Here is a 24591-nt window from a genome sequence, read left to right on the forward strand (position 1 = left end):
CGCACTTCTACATTGGCCCTACTGCTTATTCAGGCATCGACCACGGTTGTAGGTCGTAGCCTTTTTCGCTCAATTCGGCCCGCACTTCTTCAATGAAATGCGCCAGTTGCGCCGGGTCGGAATAGGTGCTGCTCGAGACTTGCTTGCTGCCGATACGGGTGCTGGTCCGGTCGATCACCGCCAGGCTCAGCTCGCCTGTACCGTTAGGTGAATCCCACGTTACGCATTGGAAGGGTTCAAACGCGTGAGTGGTGATTAGCAGTGCTTCGTTGACACGCAGCGAGGCGTTCATCGGGTCAGGTCCTCTCGTAATACCCAAACATTCATGGAAACCGCTACAGCGGTGAGTTACTTGTACTGATGCGCGCAAGGCTTGTTCGAGTCACATGGCTTATTAAAAAAATCAGCGCATCACGCTAACGTGTTGTTTTGCGTGTGTCGTTGGATATTCGGCGGCATAAAAAATTCCAAGCATCGCTTTATTGCCGACAGCTGATAGACAAACGGTAGTGGGAACTTGACGGTTCGTTGCTACTGTTACAAACGGACCTGCCAACATGCTGTTTTCACTGACTTTCCCAATAATTGGCGTCAAGGATCGTTCATGTTCGAGCCCGCTCTGAGTCGCCGCCTGCTGATTGTTGATCCCTGCGACGACTGCCATCGCCTGCTGCCCGGGTTGCGAAGTGTAGGCTGGGAGGTAGATAGCTGTACGTTGGCGGCGGCCTCCGAGCAGCGCTGCGATGTGGGCTTGATGCGCCTGCAGGCGTCGCACCTGCAGCACCCGGATGCAGTGAAGGATTTGATCAGCCGCAGCGGTACGGAATGGATTGCCGTACTCAGTGCCGAGGAGTTGCGTACGCAGAATGTGGGGGATTTTGTCTGCGAATGGTTTTTTGACTTTCACACATTGCCATTCGATGTCTCCCGGGTACAGGTCACGCTGGGGCGCGCCTTCGGCATGGCGCGCTTACGTGGCAAAGGCGCGGTGCATGTGGGCGAGCCTGAGCACGAGTTGCTCGGCGACAGCCTGCCGATTCGTGAGTTGCGCAAGTTACTCAGCAAGCTTGCGCCCACGGAGTCGCCGGTATTGATCCGTGGTGAAAGCGGCACGGGCAAGGAACTGGTTGCGCGTACCTTGCATCGGCTATCCCAGCGTAGGGACAATCCCTTTGTGGCGATCAATTGCGGAGCGATCCCGGAGCACCTGATCCAGTCAGAGCTGTTCGGTCACGAGAAAGGCGCATTTACCGGCGCCCATCAGCGTAAGGTCGGCCGGATTGAGGCGGCCAATACCGGGACGCTGTTTCTTGACGAGATCGGCGACCTGCCGTTGGAGCTGCAGGCCAATCTGCTGCGCTTTCTACAGGAAAAGCATATCGAGCGGGTCGGCGGCAGTCAGCCTATTCCCGTTGATGTAAGGGTTTTGGCGGCGACCCACGTGGATCTGGAATCGGCGATCACCCGTGGACGGTTCCGGGAGGACCTGTACTATCGGCTCAATGTGCTGCAGGTGGTCACTGCGCCCCTGCGTGACCGGCATGGCGATCTGTCGATGCTGGCCAATCATTTTTCCCATTTTTATAGCCAGGAAACCGGCCGTCGCCCGCGCTCGTTCAGCGAGGATGCCTTGGCGGCCATGGGCAGGCACGATTGGCCGGGAAATGTGCGCGAGTTAGCCAACCGTGTGCGTCGAGGCCTGGTGCTGGCCGAAGGGCGGCAGATCGAAGCGCAGGACCTGGGCCTGCACGGGCTTGCCCTTGAGGTGGTTCCGATAGGCACGCTGGAGGACTACAAGCACCGTGCGGAGCGTCAGGCGCTGTGCGACGTGCTCAATCGTCACAGCGATAACCTGAGTGTTGCTGCGCGCGTGCTTGGCGTTTCACGCCCCACCTTCTATCGGCTGTTGCACAAGCATCAGATTCGCTGACGGATCGCCACTGAGCATTGCCAGTTCTCCGAACGACGCCGAGGCATCGATGTAACGCATCGCGGACTTGGCGTCCTTCCAGCCGACATGACTCATCAATGCCTTCAGGTCCCAGCCGCTGGCGGTCGCCCAGGTGGCGAAGCCGCGACGCAGCGAGTGGCCGGTGTAAAGCGCCGCGGGAACACCGCTGCGCTCGAAAATACGACGTAACAGGCCAATCAGGCTGTTGCTGTTGAGCGCGTCCTCGCCGAGGTTTCCCCACCGGTCAAGTTTGCGGAACACCGGGCCGTAGGCAATCCCCGCAACCTCCAGCCAGCGCAGATAGGCTTGAACCGGGCAGAGCACCTTCAGTGCCGGCGCTTTATGGTGAACACCCAAGGCCTGGCGGTCGGCTTTGCTTTGCGGCAAGTAGATCGTCAGGCCGGCACCTGCTTGCGCCTGAATGTGTTCGATGCGCAAACGTGCCAGTTCGTCCCCTCGAAAACCTTTCCAGAAGCCGAGTAGCAGCAGTGCGCTGTCGCGCCGAGCGCGTAACAGCCCGGGCATGTCCTGGCTGTGTTGCGCGTGCGCGGCCTCGCGCTCCAGGTGCGCGACCGCACCTTGCAGGTGTTGCAGCAGCAGGGGAGCTGCCTGCTTGGGCTGCGTGGGGTGCAAGCTGCGGATGCCTTTGATCATTTGGCGCACCAGCGGCGCTTTGGTCGGGTCGGCAAAGCCCTGGCTGGCATGCCATTGCCCTAGCGCGGCAAGGCGTTGCTTGAGTGTGTTGATGGAGTGCTCGCCTGCGTAGTCGGCCAGATAGCGGGCAATGCTTTCGGCGGTCGCCGGGAGAAAGCCGCCCCAGGTCACTTCGAAGTGTTCTACCGCAGCACGATAGCTACGCCGTGTGTTCTCGCGCACGGCGGCCTGTAGATAGCGATCGACGTTGTTCATTGCCCTTTCCTTGCGAATGCGTACTGCCTGACGAGCTTCAGGTACGCATTCTAGCGTCTAAGATGCGATAAGCCTTGATTATTTAATCTTAGAATTTTGGTTTTTAAGTAATTTCCGAGGTAGTATCTGATATGTAATTACATGGTACGTACCACAATACGAAATCGTAGGAGCACCCATGGCCCGAGGCGGGATCAACAAGGCAGTCGTTCAGAAAGCCAGGCAAGCACTGCTGGCCAGGGGCGAGCATCCAAGTATCGATGCGGTACGTATCGAGCTGGGCAATACCGGTTCGAAAACCACAATTCACCGCTACCTGAAAGAGCTCGAGGCGCAGCAACCGGCCACGGTCGCCAGCACGCACACGCTAAGCGACGCACTGAGCCATTTGGTGGGCCAACTGGCTGAACAGTTGCGCGAAGAGGCTGACTGCCGGGTAGGCGATGCCTGCGCCGTGTTCGAGGAAGAGAAACAGACATTGCTGGTGCAGTTGCAGCTCAGCCAGCAGGCCCTTGCGGCGCTGCAGCAACAGCAGCAGATTCAGGCTGCCGCGCTGGCCAGCGAATCCGCCGAACTGGCGACCACCCGCAGTGCCTTGCAGACCGAGCAGACCCGTAATGCCACACTGAATCAGGCCGTAGGTGAACTGCAGGTGCGTTTGGCGGACAAAGACGAGCAGATCCAGTCGCTCGAAGATAAACATCGGCATGCCCGTGATGCCTTGGAGCACTACCGCACGGCGAGCCGTGAACAGCGCGAGCAGGACCAACGCCGTCATGAGGGCCAACTGCAGCAGGTGCAGATGGAGATTCGCCAGTTGCAACAGAGCCTGATCGTCAAACAGGACGAGTTGACGCGCCTGAATCGCGACAATGAGCGCCTGCTCGTTGAAGCTCGGCAACTGCAACGCGAACGGATGGCATTGCAAGATCAGCATGAACAGCAGAAACAGCAGCTCCAGACGCTTAATGCCAGCCTCGCGCAGTCACAAGGGGCGCGTGAAGAGTTGCTTCGACAGGCCCAGGCACAGGCCCAGCAGTTGGAAGAAAGCCGCTTGCAACAGGTGCTGCAGGTACAGCGCAGCGAGCACCTGGAAGCGGCTTTACGCGAGCGTGAAGCCGCACTGAGGCAGCTACATGCAGCCGATCAGCCTATCGAAGATCGGCCGCACGACGACCTTTCACTGCACGACGCCTCAACTTCCAACCGTGGTGAAGATACCGTTGATCGGTGACACATTGCCCCCATACGGCACCGTGGTGCCGGCTGCCAAGGCGATGCTGGCCCATACCCGCTGCATCATCACATAATATCTTTGATCCCAAAACTTGAAGTCACCTTGATTGTGCACGTCTAAAAACCGACCTTTGCCGTCGCCACTCTTCAGCAACCCCGATGCGCCGCCCATCAATACCAACGGCATGTTGACCATGTGCTCCGGCGCGCCGTCGGCCATTTCACTGGTAAGCACGACCAGGGTGTGTTGGAGCAGGTTGTCGCCCGGTACATCGGGGTCTGCGCGTCTTGCCAACTCGTCCATGAACAGCTTGGCTTGGCGCACGTACCACTGCCGCGAGCCCCTCCAGACTTCTTCACCTGCGTAGCCGTGTGCGCAATCGTGCGGGTTGGTTGTTGCGCTGACGTCGAGTATGTTCAGCGACTCGGCAGAACGACCCACCTGTATGGTAGCGACCCGGGTCACACCGCAGGAGAGGGCCGTCGCAACGACCTGGTGATGGCTGGCCTGAACCTGGTTACGGAAGGCTGCTGAACTGATCGGATGGTCCTCGATACTGAGCGGCTCACACACCGAGGGGATGGCACCGTCCATATCGGTCTTGACTTGCTCGACCGCATCGAGGTGATCTTTGAGCTTTTGCAGTTGCGAACCGGAGAGGCGCGACTGGACCTCCTGTATGTCTGCCAGCACGGGGTCAAACACATGCGCCCCACGCGCCTGAGTGTCTCGCGCGTCTTGACTGACCGCGCCGAACACCGCCTCGTACATGCGTACCGGGTTCTGGTAGGGCGCTCTGATCCCCTGTGCAGACCACGACACATACCAGGGGGTGCCATCGGTACCCGCGTGTGGCCCGGCGAACAGGCTGCGGTGCGAGGGCTGGGTGCCGGGCATGGCGTCACCCAAAAGCATATCAATCGAGGGCTTGCTTGCCAGGTTGTCGCGCAGGATATATTGCCAGCCATTGTGACCACCATTGCCTGGGCCGGAGATTATACCGCGCAAATACAGTGACTGATCTCGGTAAGCGGCCAACTCCTGGCTGACCGCATTCAGCGTAAAGTCACTGGTGTCCAGCGCGAAATCACGCTTATCCGGGGCAAGGCCACGGCTGGGGTTACCCGCAGCTGTAGGGAACCACAAACCATTGCCGTTATGTTGCGGGCCAACCAACGCGTCGACGGCCAATCCATCGGGGACAATAAAGAACACCACCTTGAGTTTGGCTTGCTGAGACTCCCCCAGCAGGGCCATCTTCGCCAAACCGACACGGCTTAAGGGCAGCAACGCACCGGTGGCAGCCAGTTGCATCAGGAAGCGACGGCGACTTTTGAGCATGTCCATGATTATTCCCGTCCTTTTTTATGGAGAAAGGCATTGGAGGTTGCCAGGTTACGTATCATGTCGGTCAGCGAACCCGAGGTTTTCAACCCCTCTGCCAACGCGTTCAAGGTGCCGGCGGTACCCGCATCAGGCTCGTTGCCGAACGCAAAGCGGATGTAGCTATTGGCCATGCAGGATTGGGCTGCGTTGTTGGTGGGGATGAGCCGGGCGATGTCACGAACGTCCTGAACATGCGCCCATTCGATGAGCCCAGTGTTGTCGACGAAGGGGCCTGCGGCATTGATCGGCAGTTTTACCGGGTACTGGCCATAGTTGTAGGCATTCTCCTCGGTACGGTAACGCCCGGTCGCGTCGTAGTGCTCCATTGATGCACCGGTATCGTTCATGTACTGGTGGCATTGCCAGCAGCGGCCCTCCGAGGCCTCTTTCCCGTTGACCAGGTCCCAGCGTTCACGGGTGGTCACCGCCTTGGCCGGGAACGTTGGCTCTCCAGGCATCGTATCGACCGGTGCGCCGAATTCGCGGCAGAACAACTGTTCACGGACCATGATCCCGCGTTTGACCAAGGAGGTGGCCTGATAGTCTGACGTTGCAGCTTGAGTCAGGCCCAGGTGCAGCAGGCCACCCCGACGGTCATCGACCGTCACCTTGCGCATTTCGTTGCCACTGACACCGGAGATGCCATAGTGCTCGGCCAGCGCCTGGTTCAGGAAGGTATACCCCGGGTTGAACAAGGCGTTGAAGCTGCCATTGCCGTTGGTCATTACCTCGCGTACCAGGCGGTACTGCTCGGCGGCCATGTCTTGAACAAGACTGGCACTCAAGCCGGGTTTTTCCTGAGCCCCGCGATTGGTCTTGATGTAATAGCTGATGAAGCGATTGAACTGCTCCACACCACGATCAGACCGCAACATTTCATCGACCTGCGCACTGATCTGCGCTGGTGTGTTCAGCAGCCCCTGCTCAGCTTTGCGTAACAGGGCAATGTCCGGCGTGGTCCCGAGGATCGCGAACGACAGCGCGGTCGCTGTTTCACCCGGTGTCAGTGTGTAGGTGCCTGAGCGCTGCGCATCGGCAACACCCAGTTCCGAACGGTAGAGGAAGTTCGGCGACAGCAGCAGCGCGGCAATCAGCGATGTCTGGCCATGTTCATCCTTCAAGCGCTGATAACGTGTGCGTTCCTCATTCGACAGCGGCCGGCGGAACACCTTATGCCCCAGGTCTGCGAGCGTCTCGGTGTTTGCAGACGCCGCGTTGGCAACGAACCAGGCCATGTCGTAGAGCGATTTCACGTCATCGGCCTGCAGCAGGCCATGGTCTGCATCGCCCGGGTACTTGAAGGTTTTCGGTGATTTATCCGCCGGTAGTTTTTCAGTGTTTATCGTGACGCCAAACAGATCCTGAACACTGTTGGCATACTCTGACGGGGTCAGCAGCCGCAGTTGGCGCTTACCGTAAGACTCTGCCGGGTTCAGGTAGGGCGCCCAGACCACATCAAACAGGTGCCGGGAAATTTCCGACGCACACGTCACATCACAGTGCCCGCTCACGGGCATGCTCATGATCTGTTTGACCAGCGCATCACTACCGGCAACGTTCCAGGTGATCGCCTTGTTCTGATCGTTGAAGTAGTCGATGGAGTGGCAGGTGCTGCAGGTTTTTGCCAATACCTCTTGCCCCAGGTCAGTGACGGCGCGGTAGGTAATCGGCGTCAGTTCAATGTTGTTGCTGTCTTCGTTGATGGATACCGTTGTTTTCGTAGGTTCTGGAAGCTCCTTTGGATAGTAGGGGTAGATGAAGTCATATTCGCCATAGTTCAGGATTTCCTTGGCCTGACCGCCCCAGGGCACCTGGACCTCACGAGGTGCGGCGCCTGCGCTCTTGCTGAGCACGGTGACCTTCCAGAATGCGTCATTGACGGAGGCAGGTTTGGCGGGCGCCTTGAGTGTGGCTTCAACCTCCACATGTGTTGGCCGTTTACGGTATTCCAGTTTCACGGCCCGGGTCTGGGTATCGATCTTGGTTCCGGCCTGTGTGTTACTGGCGAACGTGACTTGTGTCTTGCGCGTTACCGGAATCCAGTCTGCGACGTCGTTCAAACGTACCTCGTAGGTGCCGGGTTTCAAGCCGAAAATCTGCAAGTCAGGGCTGCCCCAGGCCACCTGGAACAGTCGACTCCGCCCATCGGGGTCGATCAAATGCCCACTGACCATCTGATCGGCCAGGTGCGCATCCGGTACAACGGTAGGTTGAAGGTGCAACACCGTACCGGCCTGCCCCCACTCCTTGGCGTCGAAACTGACGCGGTAGATGACACCGGTCACATCGTCTGAAACCAGCAAGCTCTTGTCTGCAAGCTCGAGGAAGTCGGCAGGACGACCGACGCATTTGTCGGTCAGGCAGTAGACATCAATGCTGTCGGCGGATTTGCCCCAGCCATTGATCAACGGGATTTGGTTGATGACCTTTTCACCGTTCTGGATGCCCAGCATGCGAATTTCCATACCGGGCTCGCTCATCGAACCCGTCCCATGCACGGCAACCAGCAGGTGCTGTACGTCAGGCATGAGTGCTGGATAGGACTTCCAGAACTTCAAGCCCAGCGGTGCGGTGTTGGTCCCCATTTCATAGGCCGGCGGGCTGTAATCGCTCGGTTTGATCGCTGAGAGAGGCTTGTCGGAAACAATCGCACCCGTTGTCAGTTGCGGTGTGATCAACTCCGGTCTGTTGAACTCATCGGCGGTAAAACCGGGCGTACTGCGGCCAAATACGTAAGGCACGCCAAAGTGCTGACCCGAAGTGGCAATCCGGTTGACTTCATCAGCGTTGGGAAAGCCCTGGCGATTGTTATCGCTGAACCAGATTTTGCCATCGCTGGGGTTCCAGTCGAAACCGACCGAGTTGCGGACACCCTTGGCGAGGATTTCTGATTCACCGGTTTCAATGTTGTAGCGCAACAGCGTCCCATAACGTTCATCCGCGGGAATCATGCACAGGTTGCAAGGGATGCCTACAGCGGTGTAAAGCCATTTATCTGAAGGGTCTGAAGGGTTGAACTTGAGAGGGTGTTTTTGGTGCCAATAGCGGTACACCCCTGCGCCTAACGGCGCTTTTGTGTCATCTGCGGGGAAGGTAAGCACTCGCTCAGGTTTAGGGTCGGCGTACGTACTGTCGATATTGCGTACCCGATAGAGCCCACCCGTGGTGGAGTAGAACAGGTCACCATCGCGGTACACCACGCCGTGAGGTTCTTCGAGCCCCGAAGCAACGATGTAGATACCCGTTGGCTTGCCTTCCGCGTTCAAAGGCAGTGCGTAAATGAAGTTGGCTATGCGCCCTTCGTAGACGTAGCTGGGGATCGCACTGGAGCCGACGTACAAGACCTTGTTCCCCATCGCCATCTGGCGGGGCTGGGACAAGCCTTCGGCAAACACCTCAACCTTGATTCCAGGAAGCCCGTGTAGCTGGCTGATATCGAGCGGACGGCGGTACTTGACCGCAAACTGGTGTTTCTCACCGTTTTCCTGGGTGAACTTGACCTGGTTGGGGGTCGTCAACGGCAGATAACCCTGCGCCGGGTCCATAATGATGTCGTAGTTGCAGGCTTTCAGGCCTTCTACGGTGATGGTCGTATTGGATTTGCCGGATATCGGGATTGTTTCACCTTTGCAACGCAGCACGCCGGTGACGGTAACATCGCCACCGGGGCCCACCCCCTGGGTGGTGGCCTTGTACGGAACATCGCCCGTAACGGTGGAAAAGCTCAGCTCAAGTTTGTTGCTGCTCGGCGCGGCGTTACATTCGCCGAGGTCTTTCCAGGCATCCCCCCAGTTCGCCGACTGGCCGGGCGCATAAGCCGGTTGGTTACACCAGGCCCAACTGCCCACGCCATAGGGGGCCTCACTGTCCTTCCAGCACTCAAATGCGTGACCGACATTCGTTACCCAGGCCCCTTGTTGGTACTTCAGGGTTTTGCCGGCGTTGGCGTTGCCTGGCTTGCCTTGCCCCTTCACGGCATCAAGCGCGTATTGCTCGGCTTTGCAGGCCTCGGCACTTGCCTGCTTACCCGGCTCGAACTGGCTGGAAGAGGGGCGCTGCATGACCTTGCCATCGGTGGCGGTCTTGTTCTGTGCGTGAGCCTGCGTCGAAACAGCGCTACTGCACAGAACGGTCAGTGTAATAAACAGGTAAGGCGCACGCAGACAATGCTGTGCAGGTACGCGGGGAGTCGCCATAGTAGTAACCTCGTTGCACTCATACCAAGAGGAAATGACTTAGCCTTTGACTGCCGAGCAAGGGCCCAGCAAGCGCCAGACCTGGCTGTCTGGGGCAGGGGCTGTACCCTTGACCCACTGTTTTGCCGCATAGCGTTGCCCGTGGTAATGCACTTCATTGGGCGCGGTGTAATAGCGCTGGGCACTCCAGGGCACCGGGATGGTGCTAAGCAGGCTCCAGGCGTCGTTGCTGGAAGGCGGAGCGGTGCCTGTCGACCAAGATGAGATCCACACCGCGTGCTCGGCGCTGACTTTGATACCCGAGGCGTAATCCTTGGCCTCCCACGGCGTTACCTGCTCGGCCTCGGGGTCTCCATAGTCGCACCCTGACGGTGCCGCAGTGATCGTCACGGTCTGTTCGGCAGAGGTCACACGGTGCCCCGCACTGTCGCTGGCGCGGGCGCTTACGCGATAGACGCCTGCGCCCACGTTGTTCCAGGTAAAGGTGTAAGGTGACGTGCTGTCTTGCCCGATCACGTCGGTGCCACGAAGAAACTCCACGAGGTGAATTGTCGCGTTGCCACTGGCAGTGGCGTTAGCGCTCAGTTGAACCGTCGCAGGCTCTACGGTTCCGCCAGCGACGGATACGCTGACTTCGGGGGGCTTGGGGCTTGGGTCTGGCGCAGGGTAGTAGGCCGCTACAGTGGGCGCCGCATCGCGCAATACACGGGCGTTGTCATGCTTGTCTTTCGACCCCAGAGGCAAGCCCTGGTAACTCATCTGGGCATTCGACCAATAGTTGATACGGCTGCAGCGCTGGCTGGTGCTACCCGGGCACTCATAGGCCATGACGGTACGCCAATGGCCGGGCCAGCGAATACCATGGGCATAAACAGGCGTGACAGGTGCGTCGTACTGGTCCGGATCATGCCGGGCAGCCAAATTGTGGCCCAACTCATGGGCGAAGGTATGGTTGCTAAGGCACTTCGGGTCGACGATGCTGACACCGGCATTCTTGTTCAAGGCGGTGTAGGCCAAGCCACACACATCGGGTATCACGGTGAGCAGGCTAAGCAGGTCGGCCCGACTGGCATCTCGTTGATACCGTGCGGGTTGTCCCAATTGTGCATCGTTGACATTCCACAACCGGGAGAGCACCTCTTTGCCGGTTGCAGTGCCCGATTCCGTCCAGTCGATGCGCTGCACACCGGCATTTTCAAACTGCACATTGATCTGACTGTTTTCCATGCCGCTATTGGCCATGGCCAGCGCATTGGCGACGCTGGCGTCCATGTCGGGCATCAGCTCGAATGCTTTATTGGAAACCAGTGTCAGTACGCGAATCACAACGGGGGCCGCGTGTGCCGCGGGTTTGGCGGGCGCTGCCGGCGTTGTTGCAGGCATGCCCGCAGGCTCCTCGTTGACCTCGTCATTGCCCTCGGGGAATTTTGACGCGTCGACTTTGACGACCGCATGTCGCCCGTCACCCAACGGCTCGATGCGATACAGTTGGCCATCAACCTTGACCACCCCCACCAGGTGCGCGCCATGCCGTGTCAGGTAGGCCGTATTCTGGTCATCTGTCGGGCCTTGCCTGGCGCTGACGGTACCCTGCCAAGTAACAATGCCATCAGGCTGAGTACTGATTCGGGCCTTGTGGAATACCCTGGAGACTCCGGCCTCAAGGTCCAGTTGCAAGTCCCGGCTGGTTGCAGCGATTAATTCGCCCTGTACCTGAACCAGCGATATCGACAGGGTCGTCTTATCGTCGGCAAGGTGTCGCAGAACAGGATTGGCGCTGCCGCGCAGTTGTTGTAATGGCTCCTCGGCCAGTGGCTTCAATGGCCGCTCAGCCGCATGAGCGAGCAGGCTCATGCCTAGAGACACAATCACGATGACCGATTTCAAACGTCGCGCCATTTCGCCACTCCTTCCTTGTTCACGAATGGGGTCAAAGTAGGCGCTGCGCGAAGAGGTCGTCTACTGACAGAAATACCAGGGGGGGAGGGAAATGGTGGTTTGAAGAGGGCCTACGACAGAGGTCGAGCGACGGATTGCTGGAACCGCTGGCCGTTCGCATGACAGAATATGTGACTGCATAACGTTTGCTGAAGGCTCCACTCCCAGGACTGGTACCTTCCCGAAAGGATGGTAATACATGACTGATTTACTGACCCGACGCCAGGTTGTCGCCGGGATCAGCCTGCTGGGCCTGGGTGCTCTCGTAGGTTGTGATAGCTCTGGTGGCTTGTCGTTCAAGCACGGTAAAGACATGAGCAATCAGATCCTCGGGCGCTCATTCAAGCTGAAAGACCCTCAAGGCAATGAAACAACCCTGTCGAGTTTCCGTGGCTCGATGCCCATGGTGTTCTTCGGCTTTACCCAATGCCCGGCAATTTGCCCGACGACGCTGGCACGTGCGGTGCAGATCAAGAAACTGATGGGCAAGGATGCCGATTTTCTTCAGGTGATCTTCATTACGCTCGACCCCGAGCGCGACACGCCGCAGGTGCTCGATGCTTATGTAAAAGCCTTCGACCCTTCGTTTGTCGCATTGTCCGGCACGCTGGAAGAGACGGCGCAGACCGCCAAGGAGTTTGGTGTGTTCTACGAGAAAGTCCCTAGCGGCGAGACCTACACGTTGTCCCATACGGCAACCAGTTTTGTTTATGACTCCCGAGGCGTGCTACGTCTTGGCCTGTCGCATTCCCTGACGGCAAAGGAATGTGCAGAAGACCTGCTTACTGTTATGGAGGTATGTTGATGCGTTCCACATTCGCTAACGCGATGGTAGTCAAGCCACTCAACCGCGCTGTGGCGCTGTTCATGCTGCTGGGCGCAACATTGCCTGCGGTAGCGCAAACCGTCGTTGATGACGCCTGGGTACGGGCCACGGTTCCTCATCAGGCAGCAACCGGAGCATTCATGAAAGTGACTGCCGACAGTGACAGCACGTTGCTCAGCGTTGAGTCCCCGGTGGCCAAGACCGTGCAGATCCATCAGTCGCAGATGAAAAACGACGTCATGAGCATGCAGCCCGTGACGTCGGTGGCGCTGCCGGCAGGAACAGCCGTTACGCTGGAGCCTGCTGGCTACCATGTGATGCTGATCGACCTGGTCAAGCAGATCAAGGAAGGTGACGCGGTACCGCTGACGCTGGTGGTGAAAGATGCCAAGGGCCAGCTGCAACGCATCAACGTCAGCGCGCCGGCACGCGCACTGAACATGCCAGACCATGGCCACATGTCGGGTCACATGCACATGGAGTAATCCTGTTCCAACCGGGACGAGTCCGCGTCGTCCCGGTGCTTCAGAACGGTTCGCCGATGTATTTGAAGGGGTAGTCGATGTCCTTGTACCGGCCGATTCTGCGTTTTGGCAATTTGACCTTCGGCTGTTTGATTTCCTTGTAGGGGATTTGCGCAAGAAGGTGTGTCAGCAGGTTAAGCCGAACCCGCTTCTTGTCCTCCGACGGGGCAACGAACCACGGGGCCCATTGAGTGTCCGTTGCTTTGAACATCTCGTCCCGGGCACGTGTGTAGTCGTCCCAGCGATTGAACGACAACACATCCATCGGCGACAACTTCCAGGTTTTTCGGCCATCGGTAATTCGTGCTCTGAGGCGACGCTCCTGTTCTTTAGGGCTCACCTCCAGCCAGTATTTGAGCAAGATGATGCCCGAGCGCACGATGTGCCGTTCAAACATTGGCGTCAGCTCAAGAAACGTGCGCACCTGGTCCTCGTCCGCAAACCCCATGACACGTTCGACACCCGCCCGGTTGTACCAACTGCGGTCGAAAATCACCACTTCACCACTGGCAGGGAAATGCGGCATATAGCGCTGCGAGTAGAGCTGGCTTTTCTCCCGCTCGGTAGGTGAGGGTAGTGCGATAACCCGAAAGACCCGCGGGCTGACACGCTCTGTCAATGCCTTGATGGTGCCGCCTTTGCCTGCGCCGTCGCGCCCTTCAAAAACCACCAGAACCTTTGCACCGGTCTCCACGACCCACTGCTGTAGCTTGACCAACTCAACATGCAATGCCTTCAGTTGCTTTTCATAGGTCTTGCGGTCGAGCTTTTTTTGCGATGGCTTGGCAGGATTGCGCGCTGTAGATTTCTCGTTTTTCATCGTTGCTCCTTTGCGCTACGCAGCTCTATTGGAGTGAAGCGTAGCCACTGCCATCCGATATGCGCTGCCGATAGTCGGCGCCTGAACGGTATGTGTGCTCACTTCACTCAGGGTGTACGACGGACCAGGCGGGCCACCCACGGGTTGGCGCTCAGGCCATGCAACAGCACACTCAGCAGAACGGTACAAATGGCGGTGGCGACCAAGGTGCTGGTGGACGCCAGTGGGTAGTCAATGATCATCACCGCGAAGACAATTGTCGCCAGCCCTCGCGGGCCGAACCACGCCATGAACAGGCGCGTCTCAAGGTCGAAGCGCGTTCCCAGCAGGCACAGCAACACGGGAAGCATACGGACGAGGGTCAAGCTGAGCAGGGCGTATAGCCAAATATCCCAGGTCAGGCTGCTCCACGCTTTCGGTATTACCACCGCACCAAATACGCCCCAGGTGAGCACCGAGAGCAGGCTGGCAAACTCTTCGCTGGCCTGAAGCAGGTGATGCTTCTGATCCTTGAACAGGTACCCGGCAAGCAGGCCGCCGACGAATGCGGCAATAAAGCCGCTGCCACCCAGCACTTGCGCCGTGGCAAAGCACAGCACCGCAAGCCCCGGCAGGGTGAGTTGCGACCATACCTGCATTTGCCACTGATGTTTCCAGGAGAGCTTTTGTAGTTGCCAGGCGATGAGCGTGAGAAGTACCCCGCTGAGCGCACCAATGCCCAGCTCTTCGGCGACCAGTTCCAGGGCAAGTAGAACCGGATGCTGCGCTTGTTCCTCAACCAGTAACGCCAGGAAAAGCAAAAGTACCGGTACGCAAATCCCATCGTTAAGGCCGCTTTCTACGTTAAGCCCCTCGCGCACGGGTTCGGCGACCTTCGGATTGGTGACGACGGCTTTTCCCAGCGCCGCGTCGGTAGGCGCGAGTAGGGTTGCCAGGATTGCAAGCTCTATCAGCCGTACCTGCGGGAAGACCCAGAGCCCCACCAACCAGCCCAGTACGATGGTCAGCGGCAGACCGATCAACAGCAGGCGTAACGGCAACCCCTCATGGGCGCGCAGTACCTTGAGGTTTGCATTGGCAGCATCGCTGAACAATACAATGGCCAAGGTCAATTCTGCCAATGCCCTGAGGCCATCCTTGTCTATCCGCGGCTGCAGAATGCCCAAGAGCGCAGGGCCGAGTACGATCCCCACGAGCATGAACACCAGGGGGCCATTGAACAGCCGCTTCTCGAAACGCCCGGCGAAAATGCTGTAAACCAGCAGGAAGGCTGTGAATAGCGCAAGGTTCTGGTACATGTGCGGTTACTGTGGCGATGGACAGGTACTGCGCCCGTCACTGGCTGCTTGTGTAATCAACGTTGCCAGCGCTTGAACGTTATGCTGGTGCGCGGCAACCAAGTCCTCAATCGTTACCCCCGAGGCCGTTCTGAATACGCTCCGACAACTCAAGGAGGGCGTGTTGTCCCCTGTGGTCAACGCGCGAAGCCGCCATTTGGTCTCGAGCAAGGCGTATTGCCCAGGCACCGAGTCGAATCGCTGAACATCCAGCCTCAAGCCGATCTTGTGCGAGGCACCATTGCTGGGGAGCAAATCGACAAGCGCACTTTGCAGTTCGTCGGCGAGGCTCGCGCCCCACCATTCTGTCTCCAGAACGGCCAGGCCACTGTTGCCTTGGCGAACGACAATTTGCGGGCGGTCGACCTGCGGCGGCAGACTGAGCCGTTCAATCTGGATATCGAGGTGGCTGGAGCCCGATACGGCGGGGGCCTGGGTTGGCATCAGGGTGTGATAGTGAATCGGATCGCTGCGGCACGCTGTGAGCAACAGTGCCAAAGCGATCGACAATGGTTTGAGCGGTAGCCGCATGGTGCAAACTCCTGCAATCAGTTACGCGAGGGTTCCAGGTTTTCTGCGGGTGCATCCTTGGGTCTGCCGCGCAACAGCGACTCGGGATGACGCCCGAAATAGTCCGACAGCTCCCGCAGGGAGCGCGACATACGCCCCACGTCATCCAGGGTTTGCTTGAGCTGTTCTCGTTGTGGCGAGTCGTCGGCCAGGGTCGTATTTGCCGATTGCAGGGTTTTGCTGATTTCTTGCAATGTGCCGTGAACACCCGGCAGCGTGTTGCTGTTGAACTGTTGCAGGCCCTTGCGCAGTTCCACCAGATTACTGTCCAGGTTGTTGGCGATGCGCTCCAGTGGAAGTTTGTCCAGCTTGTCGAGCATTGACTGAAATTTTTCCTGCAGTTGCTCCAGGCTTCCTGGCACCGTAGGCAAGCTGACGGGGCGCGCGTTTGGATCGAAGACCACCTTCTTCGCATCAGGGTAAAAATCCAGCGCAATATACAACTGCCCGGTCAGCAGATTGCCACTGCGCGCCTGAGCCCTGAGGCCATTGTCGATGAAGGTGCCGAACAGGCGTACGCTTGCCTGTTCGTCACTGGGATCGTGCTTGAGCGCCTTGAGCATCTTGGCGTGAGCGGGCCCCAAGCGTTGCGGATAGATCACAATGCCAATGTTCGCCGGGAAGCTGTGGCGCTGCTCATCGTAGTCCAGGTTGACCGAGACGACCTTGCCGATGTCGATGCCAAGAAACTCCACCGGAGCGCCGACTTTCAGGCCGCGCAGTGCTTCATCGAAACGCAGTGACAGGTACTGCGCCTTGCCGTTAGGTGGGGCGAGGGCGGTTTCCTGGTCGGCAAACAGTTCAAAGGGAGAATCCTCAAGTGCTGGCCGGTCGTCAGGGCTGTAGTCCGGTGCACGAAAGGCGATACCGCCGACCAACAAGGAAGACAACGATTCAGTGCTCACCGCAAACCCATTAGCGCTGAGTTCGACGTCGACGCCGCTGGCGTTCCAGAAACGGGTGTCATTGGTGACGAAGGCATCATTGGGCGCATGGACAAACACTTCAATGTCCACGCCCTTGCCATCGGGCGCCAGGGTGTAGGACACCACCTGGCCGACGGGAATCTTGCGGTAATACACAGGCGAGCCAATGCCAAGCGAACCCAGGTCAGGCGCGCGCAGTGAGAAACGCTTTCCCGGCTCGCCGTAGGTGATGGGAGGAGGCACCTCCAGGCCCTTGAACGCCTTGGATCGCCCCTCACCTTGACCGACATCGGCACCGATGAAGTCACCGGACAGCAGCGTGTCGATGCCAGAAACACCGCCGGCGCCGATGCGTGGACGCACGACCCAGAACTGCGAACCGGTGCGGGTAAAGTGTTCCGCCTGTTTATCCAGTTTCAGGGTTGCAGTCACATTTTTCTGGTCGCTGCTCAACTGGACGTCAGTGACTTGGCCAATCACGACGTTACGGTATTTCACCGGCGTTTTGTTGGCGGTCAGCCCCTCACCGGTCTTGAAGGTGACAGTAATGACAGGCCCTTGTTGCAGCCAGTTATGCACCACCAGGGAAATGCCCACCAGGACTGCAATGATCGGTACAATCCACACCACCGAAACACTAACGCGGCGGGTCTTGATGCTGGGCTGGCCGGGCATGGCTTGGCTATCAGGGGTTGCTGGCTTCATCCATGCGCTCCTCGGTTTTTTTGGGTTCCCAGATCAGACGCGGGTCGAAACTCATCGCCGAAAGCATGGTGAACACCACCACCAGGCCGAAGAAGAGAATGCCCGGGCGCGGTTCAATGTCGCCAAGTGCCTGAAACTTGACCAGTGCCGCCACTAGGGCGACCACGATGACGTCGAGCATTGACCAGTAGCCAATGACCTCGACGAAGCGGTAGAGCTGTGCCCGCTCTCTGCGGGCCCAGTCACTCTGACGTTGTACGGTGACCAATAGCAGGGTCAAGGCGACGAATTTGGTCGCGGGTACGGCGATACTGGCGATGAAGATAATCGAAGCAATGTCCCAGGCGCCGTGCCCCCAGAACTCGATGACACCACTCATGATCGTGCTGTCGGCACCACTGCCGAACAGGCTCGTGTTCATCACCGGTAAAAGGTTGGCAGGGATATAGAAGATCAAGGCGGCAAGCATATAGGCCCAGGTGCGGGCCAACGCATCAGGCTTGCGTACGTGCAGCGCCGCGCCGCAGCGAGGACAGGTGTGCGGGTGATCGGTCATGTCGCAAGCCATGCTGCACGCATGGCACAAGGCAAGGTTCAGCTCTGCGGCGAGTGCAGGCGTGCTCATGGCAACATCTCCCACAGTTCGCGAACATCGCGCCCGGCAACCCTTATGATCAGCAAGCTCAACACAGCGAGGGCAATCAGGCCTATACCGGGCAGCACATCCAACATGCCCGCCAGTTTGAAAACTGCGACCATCGCGCCAAGCAGGCACACCTCAAGCATGCTCCAAGGCCTCAAGGTCTCAAGCCAACGCATGCACAGCTTGAACGCGGGAGAGCGTTTGGTAGCCATTGCAAAGGTCAGCACCCAGATCAACAGCACGAGTTGAAAGAGCGGCGCGATGATGATGGCGATGGCTGCCACGAGTGCAATGAAGGTGATAGGCCCGTTACTCAAGGCCCGCACCGAATCCCAGAGGGTTGCGCTGTTGCTCAGGCCTTGCAGGCTGATACTCATGACCGGGTAGAAGTTGGCGAAAATCCATAGCACTGCCGCCGTAAGGCTCAACGCCAGCCGTTGCTGCAAGGTCATTCCGTTGTAGCGTTGAAGCACTGCGCCGCAACGCTGACACAAGGCTTTCTGATGTTTGGCAAGCGTGACTTTTTCGTACACGCAGTCACAGTGTTCGCAAATGATCAGACGATCAGTTTTCACCATGATCTGTGCTCTAGCAAAGGGCGAGGAACCGCTGTCACTAGCTCAATATAGAAGTGCGCTGCAATTGAGCAAATCCACCGGCGCGTTTTTAATCGCCAAGCGCTACTGTAGCCCCATAATTTTTCACTTTGCTGCCCGCTTGAGGTGGCAGCAGCAGGGGCGGAGTGCCCCCACTGCAAACGGGTGTTCAGAGATCAAACGTGATGCCGGTGTAGAGCGCACGCCCGTCGCCAGGTGAGTGCAGTGACGCATCGGCGCCATCCGGGTCGTACCAGACGTATTCGTAATAGCGGTTTGTCAGGTTCTTGAGCTGTACGTCGACGCTGACCGACTCGGCCACCTTGTAGACAGCACCAAGGTTCATCAACACATAACCGCCGTAGGTACCTTGGGTGTTCTGCCGTTCCAGGTAGTAATTGGTCTGTCCATTCATCCATGCCGTCAACTGCAGGGCAGGGGTAGCCTGGTAGCTGACGCCGGCGTTGTACAAATGATGCGGTACGTGGTCGATTTCCTGGCCTTTACTGTCAGGCAAGGTCGCACTGGGCTGCAGGATCTTTGAATATTGCCAGGCGTAGGCCATCCAGAAATCGATACGCTCATTGGGATACATGTTCACCTGCAGGTCGTATCCCCAGCGCCGGGTTTCACCAACGTTGTCCGATTCTCCGCTCGGGTCGTTGAGACGGCGGCTGACTTCACCGGTGGCCTCCTGTTGCCAATAGGCGATACGTCCATCGACCCAGTCACTCGGGGTGAATTTGACGCCGGTTTCCCAGCCCTCATTGATCGAGGGTTCCAGGTCGGTGGTACGCGGAGGAATCTTGTACGCGGCTGCGCCTGTACCCACCTGAAATGTACGCCCCCAGTTGGCATAAACGCTGGCCACTGCCCAGGGTGAGTAAACAATGCTGAGCTTGGGCTGTTTGATCAGCCCGTAGTCGTTGATGTCGTAATCCGTGCCGGTCATTTCATTGGTGAAATCACCCTGGATTTTATCGACCCGGTAGGCAGGGACGATTTTCAACGACTCGAACGGTTTGATCTCGGCCTGAACATAAGCACCGTACGTGTCAAAGTCGAATGCTTGATCCCGCGTCTGGGATTGGCGCACACGAGACTTGGTTTTGTAACGCTCACTCTTGTTCTGTTGCTGTTGCACATCTGCACCGCCTTCTAACGCAAAGTCATACAACCCGTTGACTTCAGGGCGCCAGGTCAGGGAGGTAAGGGCACCGTATTGGGTTTCATAGGTGTCGCGCTCCTGTTGGGAGCTGGTGCGCCAGTACTGTGTCCAGCGACGGTCATCGTAGGTATTGACGTAGGTTTTAGCCGACCAGGCCAGGCTGTCGGTCAGCTCGGTATCGAAATGCAGGCTGACCTGGTTCATCCGCCGCGTGCCCTTGTCCGTCGCGTTGTAGCTGTTGGTCATAGTGGGATGATGGCGGGCGTCATCTTCTGTCAGGTAGCCGGGCTCCTGAGCTTCGGTTTCATAGTGACGGGCAATCAGGCCTATACGGTAGCTGTCGTCGTCCGGGGTATAGAACCACTTGCCTGACATGGAATACCGGTCAGCCTCGGCATGGTCACGGTAGCCATCGGCTTTCTGGTAGGCAATGAAGTAGTTTTGAGTCCAGTTGCTGCTTTCGATGCCCTTGGCCAATTGGGTCTCTTGGGTATTGAAGCTGCCATAGCGGACCCTGGCCTTGGTGTAGTCACCGCTGGTACGGGTCAACATGTTCACATTGCCTGCGATGTTGTTCAGACCGTAACGCGCATCACTGGTGCCGCGCACCACCTCGATGCTGTCGAGTTCGAGGGGGAAAATCATGTCCATATACGGCATGTTGCCGTCGTTGCTGTTGCTCGGAATGCCATCAATCAACAACTTGACGGCATTCACTTCGCCTTCACCGTTGAAGCCTCGGAAAGAAATTTTCCCCGAGGTAGTGCCTTGGTTGAACTCGGTGAGCATCACCCCCGGTGCGCGGCTGAACAGCTCCCAGCTGTAGTTGACTGGCATTTTTTCGAGGATATCACCCCCAAGAATATCGACAGAGCTGACTACGCTGCTGGTTGCCAAGGGGCCTGCTGCTGCACCTGAAACAGTGACAGTGCCAAGGGTGAGTGTGGAGTCTTCGCTGCTGGAGGTTGCTGCAACGGCGATTGAAAGCGGATCAAATGCAGACAGGCTGGCGCTGAGCAAGGCAAGAAACGAGCGGGAAACAACGCGTTGTTTTACACGCGGCAAACTACATGGAGCAGGCATAACGCATACGTCCTGATAACCAAGAAAACTCAATCGTGCCAATGGGCGGTGCGAAATCGCCCAAGGCCCGGCAATGAATGCCTTGCCAGATACGGTCTGGAAGGACTGGACTTAGTGATCAGGCAACAGGAGAGGCGCGGGGGTTGAGACGTGGCCAGAGCCGACGGGGAGACGATGGTGGAAGCACCGGATTGCGCAGTTCGGCATCGACAGCGAACAATCCCAAGACATGCCGAACGTATGGCGAAGGCAACGCAGCCTGGCCATTGTGGCCACAGCAGCAATCGCCATGCTGCATACTGACTTTCAGTGACGCGGGTGCATGCGTATCGATCAGTTTGTCGAGCGCAGGCACGCGAGGGGTAGAAGGGTTTGCGGAGCAGAAACCGCCCCACAGCGGCAACTGCACATCTTGCGTCTGTAGCGCACGGCCTATGGGCATGGCCAGCAGGTTGAGCAGCACAGCCAGGCAGGCAATCCAGGGGCTTATGCGTTTCAACGAGGCCATTAGGGGAAGGGCTGAGTTAAGAAGCCACTATTTAGCCGCAGTGGGGCGCAGATGTAAAAGCGCGTCAGTGTGCCATTTTGTCACATCCGGCGTGAGTGTATTCGGCCACTCCTGGCAACGGCGCGGCGAGCGGCTGGGACAGACGTTCTCTACCATAAAGCGCCAGTGCGACCATCAACGTACTTAGCCAGACAAATATCCCCGACCAAAAGGTATGGGACATAAAGTGCCAGCCTTGCAGCACCCGCGTCGTGCCGAAGACAAAACCAAGCAATAGCGCCCCCATCACCACCTTTCTAGTGTGTTGCCAACGGTAGCGTCGCGCAATGAAGTACAGGGCCAGCATACTGAAGCCACCGGAAGCATGACCCCCTGGCCAACATCTTCCAGGGCCTGCCTTTTGCCACAAAGAGAAGTTATGGAACCACTCCATGCGAATTTCCTTGCCGCCATACAGTGTGGTTTCTACGGGGCAATACACGCCCGTGTGGCTTTTCAGGTAGTGGATAACACCCGTGCTCAGAGAAAAGGCCAATACGACAAACAGAAAATCGCGGCGATAACGGGTGGTAAAGCGCAACACGGGCGCGATACGGAAGGCTTCCAGGACAGTTGTGACCCGCGATTGGGGATGAGGGGCGAGGCGAGGCCAGATAAACGACAGCAGCGAGCCGATGATCGCTATTTCACCTGTCCAGTCCGGGATTACCCGGGCCCATTTATGAGTGATCTTTTCAAACAGCGTGTTGTGTTCAAGTGGAAACACACCAGTGACGGGGTCATAGAGCAGATCGCTGAATAAACGGTCAAGGTCTGCCAGGTCGAACAGGACAAACACCGCCAACGCAAACAACAGGACATAACCCACGTTCACCCGATAAAACGCTTCACGCGATATGGCCTGCATTGTTAGTTCACCGCTTGCTGTGCGACTTTCTGCCACTCATCAGCTGAAATGCTACCGAGAATTCGTGGCAGGCCTTTGTCACTGACTGAAACAAACAACGCCTGTGCATAGGCAATCGAGCGTTCGCCGCCCGGCACATTCTGCTCACGTTCAAACTGATCGATACAGCCACTGTGAGTCACCAGCACCAGATTCCGATTGGGCGTCTTGTGCTCAAGCACATTGTTGGCAAACCCCTTGTCGCAGAGCTTCAACCAGTCTTGACTGGCGACCGCATTACCGACAATCCAATCAGCTGTCTGCTGTGTCCTTAGCAAAGGACTGGCGAAAATATCGGTTTGCGCAAGACCAAACGATTTGAGTCCCTTGCCGACCTGTGCAGCGGCCTGGCTACCATTGATGGTAATCCCCTCGGGCGCAGCAAGGCAGGGCGCCTTTGAGCGATCACAGCGTTCCGCGTGGCGTATCAGTACAACAACTTCGCCTTTTTTCCAGCCCTCATAAACGCCAGCTTTGGCCATCGCACCGCTGGCGCTGAGGTCCGGCACATGCGGCCATGCCATAAACCAGACGGCAAGCGCCCCCAGTACAGCTGCCACCGTAAGGCCAGCGGCAAGTTTGAGAGGGCGCGCGTACTTGTGGCGTAGCGCAAGCGGAAGGGCTTCTGCCCGGCCAATCACTGCGTGCAGCATCATGCAACTCCAGTGCAATATTTTTGAGGGGGCTGCGGCAAAGCACCGCGAAAGAACGTTGTGCGCAGAAGATAGCGACGCGGGAGGAAATGACTCGTCAAACGGGTGTGAAGGGCGTGTGAAAACGGCTAAGGGTCAGTAGCCGTCAAGCATCTGGCAATTCATCCGCGCGTCCCCACCCGGCAGGCCCGGGCAGGGAAACACAAGGGTAGTGTCACTGTGTGACAGAAAGAGGTGTTTTGGGGCAGGCCGTTCCAAGGCCGATCAACAGTGCGCGCCGTTTTGGTTTCAGATAGGGCTCAACCTGCGCCAGCACGCAGGGTTGCAGTGCGTTGAGTTCTGCCGGGAGTGGTGCCTGGACAAACAGCAACCCGGGGGCCTCGGTGCGTGCCAGCGCCTGCTCGGCACTTATCGTCGCAACTGGACGCCCCATGTAATAGACCAGGCGCATATCCGGGGGGAGCAGGCTGTAAGCAGGCAGTTCAGGATGGGCTGCAGCAGCGCTACTGATTTGTGGGAACCCAGCGATCCGATGCGCAAAGGCTCTGGACTCGAAGCCCATATAGAACACGGTAAAACCCGCCAGCACGACAAGCGGCAGACCGATCATCAGCTTGTGCCAGGCATTGCCCACGCGCGACAACACCTCGCTCCACTGCCAGGCCAGCAGCAATGCAACCGCCGGATAGGTGGGTAGCAGGTACTTGGCGTGTTTTTCGGTAAACAGTGAGAAGAGGATCAAGGGCAGTGCACTGCAGCAAAACAGCAGCATCAGCTCGGGACGGGCGCGAAGGCTGCGCCACAGTTGGCGCGGTTGAACCAGCAACACCAGCCAGAATGGAAAGAAGTCGCCAGCCAGGTACAACAGGTAGGCATACCAGGACTCAGCCCCCTGGCCCGAGATTTTTTTGACAATATCTTCATTCAGGATGCCAGCCCAAATGCCCCAGCCTTCCTGCAGCGAAACAGCCAAGTACCACGAACTACCGATTGCCAAGGCGATCAGCCAGCCCCATCCGTCACACAGGTAAGCCTTGGCCTTTGCGGAACGCGTAATGCATGCAAACGCCAGAACAGGCGCAGTCACCCACAGCAAACAAACAGGCCCCTTGGTAAGGAGCGCGCATCCCAACAGGGCGTAACTGAGCCATACCCAGCCCCGACGCCCCTCATGAAACAGGTACTGCCAGGCGGCAAGCAAGGCCATGAAGCATAGGCCCGTGAGCGTCATTTCAATTTCTGCGCGGCGCGCGAAGAGGCTGAAACCGGCATTGGCGGCAAGAAAAATCAACGCGAACAAACCAACCTGACGCCCTGCCAGACGCACCCCCTGCCAGTAGACAAGGCCGCAGCAAAGCGCGGCAAACAGGGCTGACGGCAGGCGCAGGCTCCATTCGCTCAGTGCCCCCAGCATTTGAGAGGACATCAGCGTCAACCAGTAGAAGAGCGGCGGCTTGGAGAGGTACAGATCACCGTTCATATACGGCAAAAGCCATTGACCGGTTTCCAGCATCTCTCGAGAAGTCACGGCACGGCGTGCCTCGTTCACACTCAAGAGCGGTATGCTGCCCAAGCCCCAGAACAGCAACAACAAGACCAGCATTAAAGCGATGATGGTGAAGGCGCGTGTTGCGTTGCCGGCAGCAAACTTCATGTGCAACCCCCTCAA

Annotated in this window: 21 protein-coding genes; 4 read left to right on the top strand and 17 right to left on the bottom strand. The window is 58.0% G+C overall.

The annotated features are described in order from the left end of the window. Window positions 1-25: 25 nt before the first annotated feature. A complete protein-coding gene (locus tag ACZ9H3_RS04000; protein ID WP_065758421.1) occupies window positions 26-292 on the bottom strand; it encodes a DUF3509 domain-containing protein in 267 nt (88 codons plus the stop codon). A 111-nt stretch (window positions 293-403) separates the two neighbouring features. After that, a complete protein-coding gene (locus ACZ9H3_RS04005; RefSeq protein WP_476219708.1) occupies window positions 404-595 on the bottom strand; it encodes a hypothetical protein in 192 nt (63 codons plus the stop codon). A gap of 9 nt (window positions 596-604) precedes the next feature. Here ACZ9H3_RS04005 and ACZ9H3_RS04010 point away from each other — a divergent pair, with 9 nt between their 5' ends. Continuing rightward, the gene (locus ACZ9H3_RS04010) at window positions 605-1930 is read left to right on the top strand and encodes a sigma-54 dependent transcriptional regulator (RefSeq protein ID WP_476219710.1); all 1326 of its coding nucleotides are present in this window, start codon (window positions 605-607) and stop codon (window positions 1928-1930) included. Here the strand turns inward: ACZ9H3_RS04010 and ACZ9H3_RS04015 are convergent. Beyond that, window positions 1883-2860, bottom strand: coding sequence for a site-specific integrase (locus ACZ9H3_RS04015; protein ID WP_476219712.1), 978 nt, complete (start codon window positions 2858-2860; stop codon window positions 1883-1885). The genes ACZ9H3_RS04010 and ACZ9H3_RS04015 overlap by 48 nt on opposite strands. A gap of 178 nt (window positions 2861-3038) precedes the next feature. Between ACZ9H3_RS04015 and ACZ9H3_RS04020 the strand changes: the two genes are divergently transcribed. Next, entirely contained in the window at window positions 3039-4094 is a 1056-nt protein-coding gene (locus ACZ9H3_RS04020; protein WP_476219713.1) for a DNA-binding protein, read from the top strand. Here ACZ9H3_RS04020 and ACZ9H3_RS04025 read toward each other — a convergent pair. Genes ACZ9H3_RS04025 through ACZ9H3_RS04035 form a run of 3 tightly spaced genes read right to left on the bottom strand, consistent with a single transcriptional unit; the run spans window position 4056 to window position 11578 of the window. Continuing rightward, on the bottom strand, window positions 4056-5444 hold the full coding sequence (locus ACZ9H3_RS04025) for a DUF1552 domain-containing protein (protein ID WP_102052320.1): 1389 nt from the start codon (window positions 5442-5444) through the stop codon (window positions 4056-4058). The two genes, ACZ9H3_RS04020 and ACZ9H3_RS04025, sit on opposite strands and share 39 nt — an antisense overlap. 2 nt (window positions 5445-5446) lie before the next feature. Continuing rightward, the gene (locus ACZ9H3_RS04030; protein WP_476219715.1) at window positions 5447-9679 is read right to left on the bottom strand and encodes a DUF1592 domain-containing protein; all 4233 of its coding nucleotides are present in this window, start codon (window positions 9677-9679) and stop codon (window positions 5447-5449) included. A 39-nt stretch (window positions 9680-9718) separates the two neighbouring features. Next, window positions 9719-11578 carry a zinc-dependent metalloprotease family protein gene (locus ACZ9H3_RS04035; RefSeq protein ID WP_476219717.1) on the bottom strand — a complete coding sequence of 620 codons (1860 nt, stop codon included), beginning with the start codon at window positions 11576-11578 and terminating at the stop codon, window positions 9719-9721. A 238-nt stretch (window positions 11579-11816) separates the two neighbouring features. Here ACZ9H3_RS04035 and ACZ9H3_RS04040 point away from each other — a divergent pair, with 238 nt between their 5' ends. Together ACZ9H3_RS04040 and ACZ9H3_RS04045 are read left to right on the top strand one after the other, a co-directional pair. Continuing rightward, a complete protein-coding gene (locus tag ACZ9H3_RS04040) occupies window positions 11817-12422 on the top strand; it encodes an SCO family protein (protein WP_099774788.1) in 606 nt (201 codons plus the stop codon). Beyond that, on the top strand, window positions 12422-12928 hold the full coding sequence (locus ACZ9H3_RS04045; protein WP_371917201.1) for a copper chaperone PCu(A)C: 507 nt from the start codon (window positions 12422-12424) through the stop codon (window positions 12926-12928). The genes ACZ9H3_RS04040 and ACZ9H3_RS04045 overlap by 1 nt, the downstream gene beginning before the upstream one ends. 40 nt (window positions 12929-12968) lie before the next feature. Here ACZ9H3_RS04045 and ppk2 read toward each other — a convergent pair whose 3' ends face one another. The 11 genes from ppk2 to ACZ9H3_RS04100 form a co-directional block, all read right to left on the bottom strand. Further along, entirely contained in the window at window positions 12969-13787 is an 819-nt protein-coding gene (gene ppk2 / locus ACZ9H3_RS04050; RefSeq protein ID WP_102052323.1) for a polyphosphate kinase 2, read from the bottom strand. 107 nt (window positions 13788-13894) lie between these two features. Next, window positions 13895-15085, bottom strand: a complete 1191-nt coding sequence (locus tag ACZ9H3_RS04055; protein ID WP_065757780.1) for a cation:proton antiporter — start codon at window positions 15083-15085, stop codon at window positions 13895-13897. A 6-nt stretch (window positions 15086-15091) separates the two neighbouring features. Next, window positions 15092-15655: a PqiC family protein gene (locus ACZ9H3_RS04060; protein ID WP_065757779.1), complete on the bottom strand. Its 564-nt coding sequence runs from the start codon at window positions 15653-15655 to the stop codon at window positions 15092-15094. A 17-nt stretch (window positions 15656-15672) separates the two neighbouring features. Continuing rightward, window positions 15673-17325 carry a PqiB family protein gene (locus tag ACZ9H3_RS04065; RefSeq protein ID WP_476219721.1) on the bottom strand — a complete coding sequence of 551 codons (1653 nt, stop codon included), beginning with the start codon at window positions 17323-17325 and terminating at the stop codon, window positions 15673-15675. Next, entirely contained in the window at window positions 17306-17950 is a 645-nt protein-coding gene (locus ACZ9H3_RS04070) for a paraquat-inducible protein A (protein WP_065757777.1), read from the bottom strand. Before ACZ9H3_RS04070 ends, ACZ9H3_RS04065 begins: the two co-directional genes overlap by 20 nt. Further along, entirely contained in the window at window positions 17947-18546 is a 600-nt protein-coding gene (locus ACZ9H3_RS04075; RefSeq protein WP_099774796.1) for a paraquat-inducible protein A, read from the bottom strand. Before ACZ9H3_RS04075 ends, ACZ9H3_RS04070 begins: the two co-directional genes overlap by 4 nt. 187 nt (window positions 18547-18733) lie before the next feature. Continuing rightward, a complete protein-coding gene (locus ACZ9H3_RS04080) occupies window positions 18734-20815 on the bottom strand; it encodes a TonB-dependent receptor (RefSeq protein ID WP_476219723.1) in 2082 nt (693 codons plus the stop codon). 118 nt (window positions 20816-20933) lie between these two features. Then, the gene (locus ACZ9H3_RS04085; protein WP_476219725.1) at window positions 20934-21323 is read right to left on the bottom strand and encodes a DUF2946 domain-containing protein; all 390 of its coding nucleotides are present in this window, start codon (window positions 21321-21323) and stop codon (window positions 20934-20936) included. 64 nt (window positions 21324-21387) lie between these two features. Continuing rightward, complete coding sequence (locus ACZ9H3_RS04090; RefSeq protein WP_476219727.1) at window positions 21388-22230, bottom strand: phosphatase PAP2 family protein; 843 nt, start codon at window positions 22228-22230, stop codon at window positions 21388-21390. 2 nt (window positions 22231-22232) lie between these two features. Further along, on the bottom strand, window positions 22233-22925 hold the full coding sequence (gene pmrG, locus ACZ9H3_RS04095) for a lipopolysaccharide core heptose(II)-phosphate phosphatase PmrG (RefSeq protein ID WP_476219729.1): 693 nt from the start codon (window positions 22923-22925) through the stop codon (window positions 22233-22235). Window positions 22926-23136: 211 nt separating this feature from the next. Beyond that, window positions 23137-24576, bottom strand: coding sequence for an ArnT family glycosyltransferase (locus tag ACZ9H3_RS04100; RefSeq protein ID WP_476219731.1), 1440 nt, complete (start codon window positions 24574-24576; stop codon window positions 23137-23139). Window positions 24577-24591 lie beyond the last annotated feature (15 nt).

This window comes from Pseudomonas sp. TE3910 (assembly GCF_056279025.1).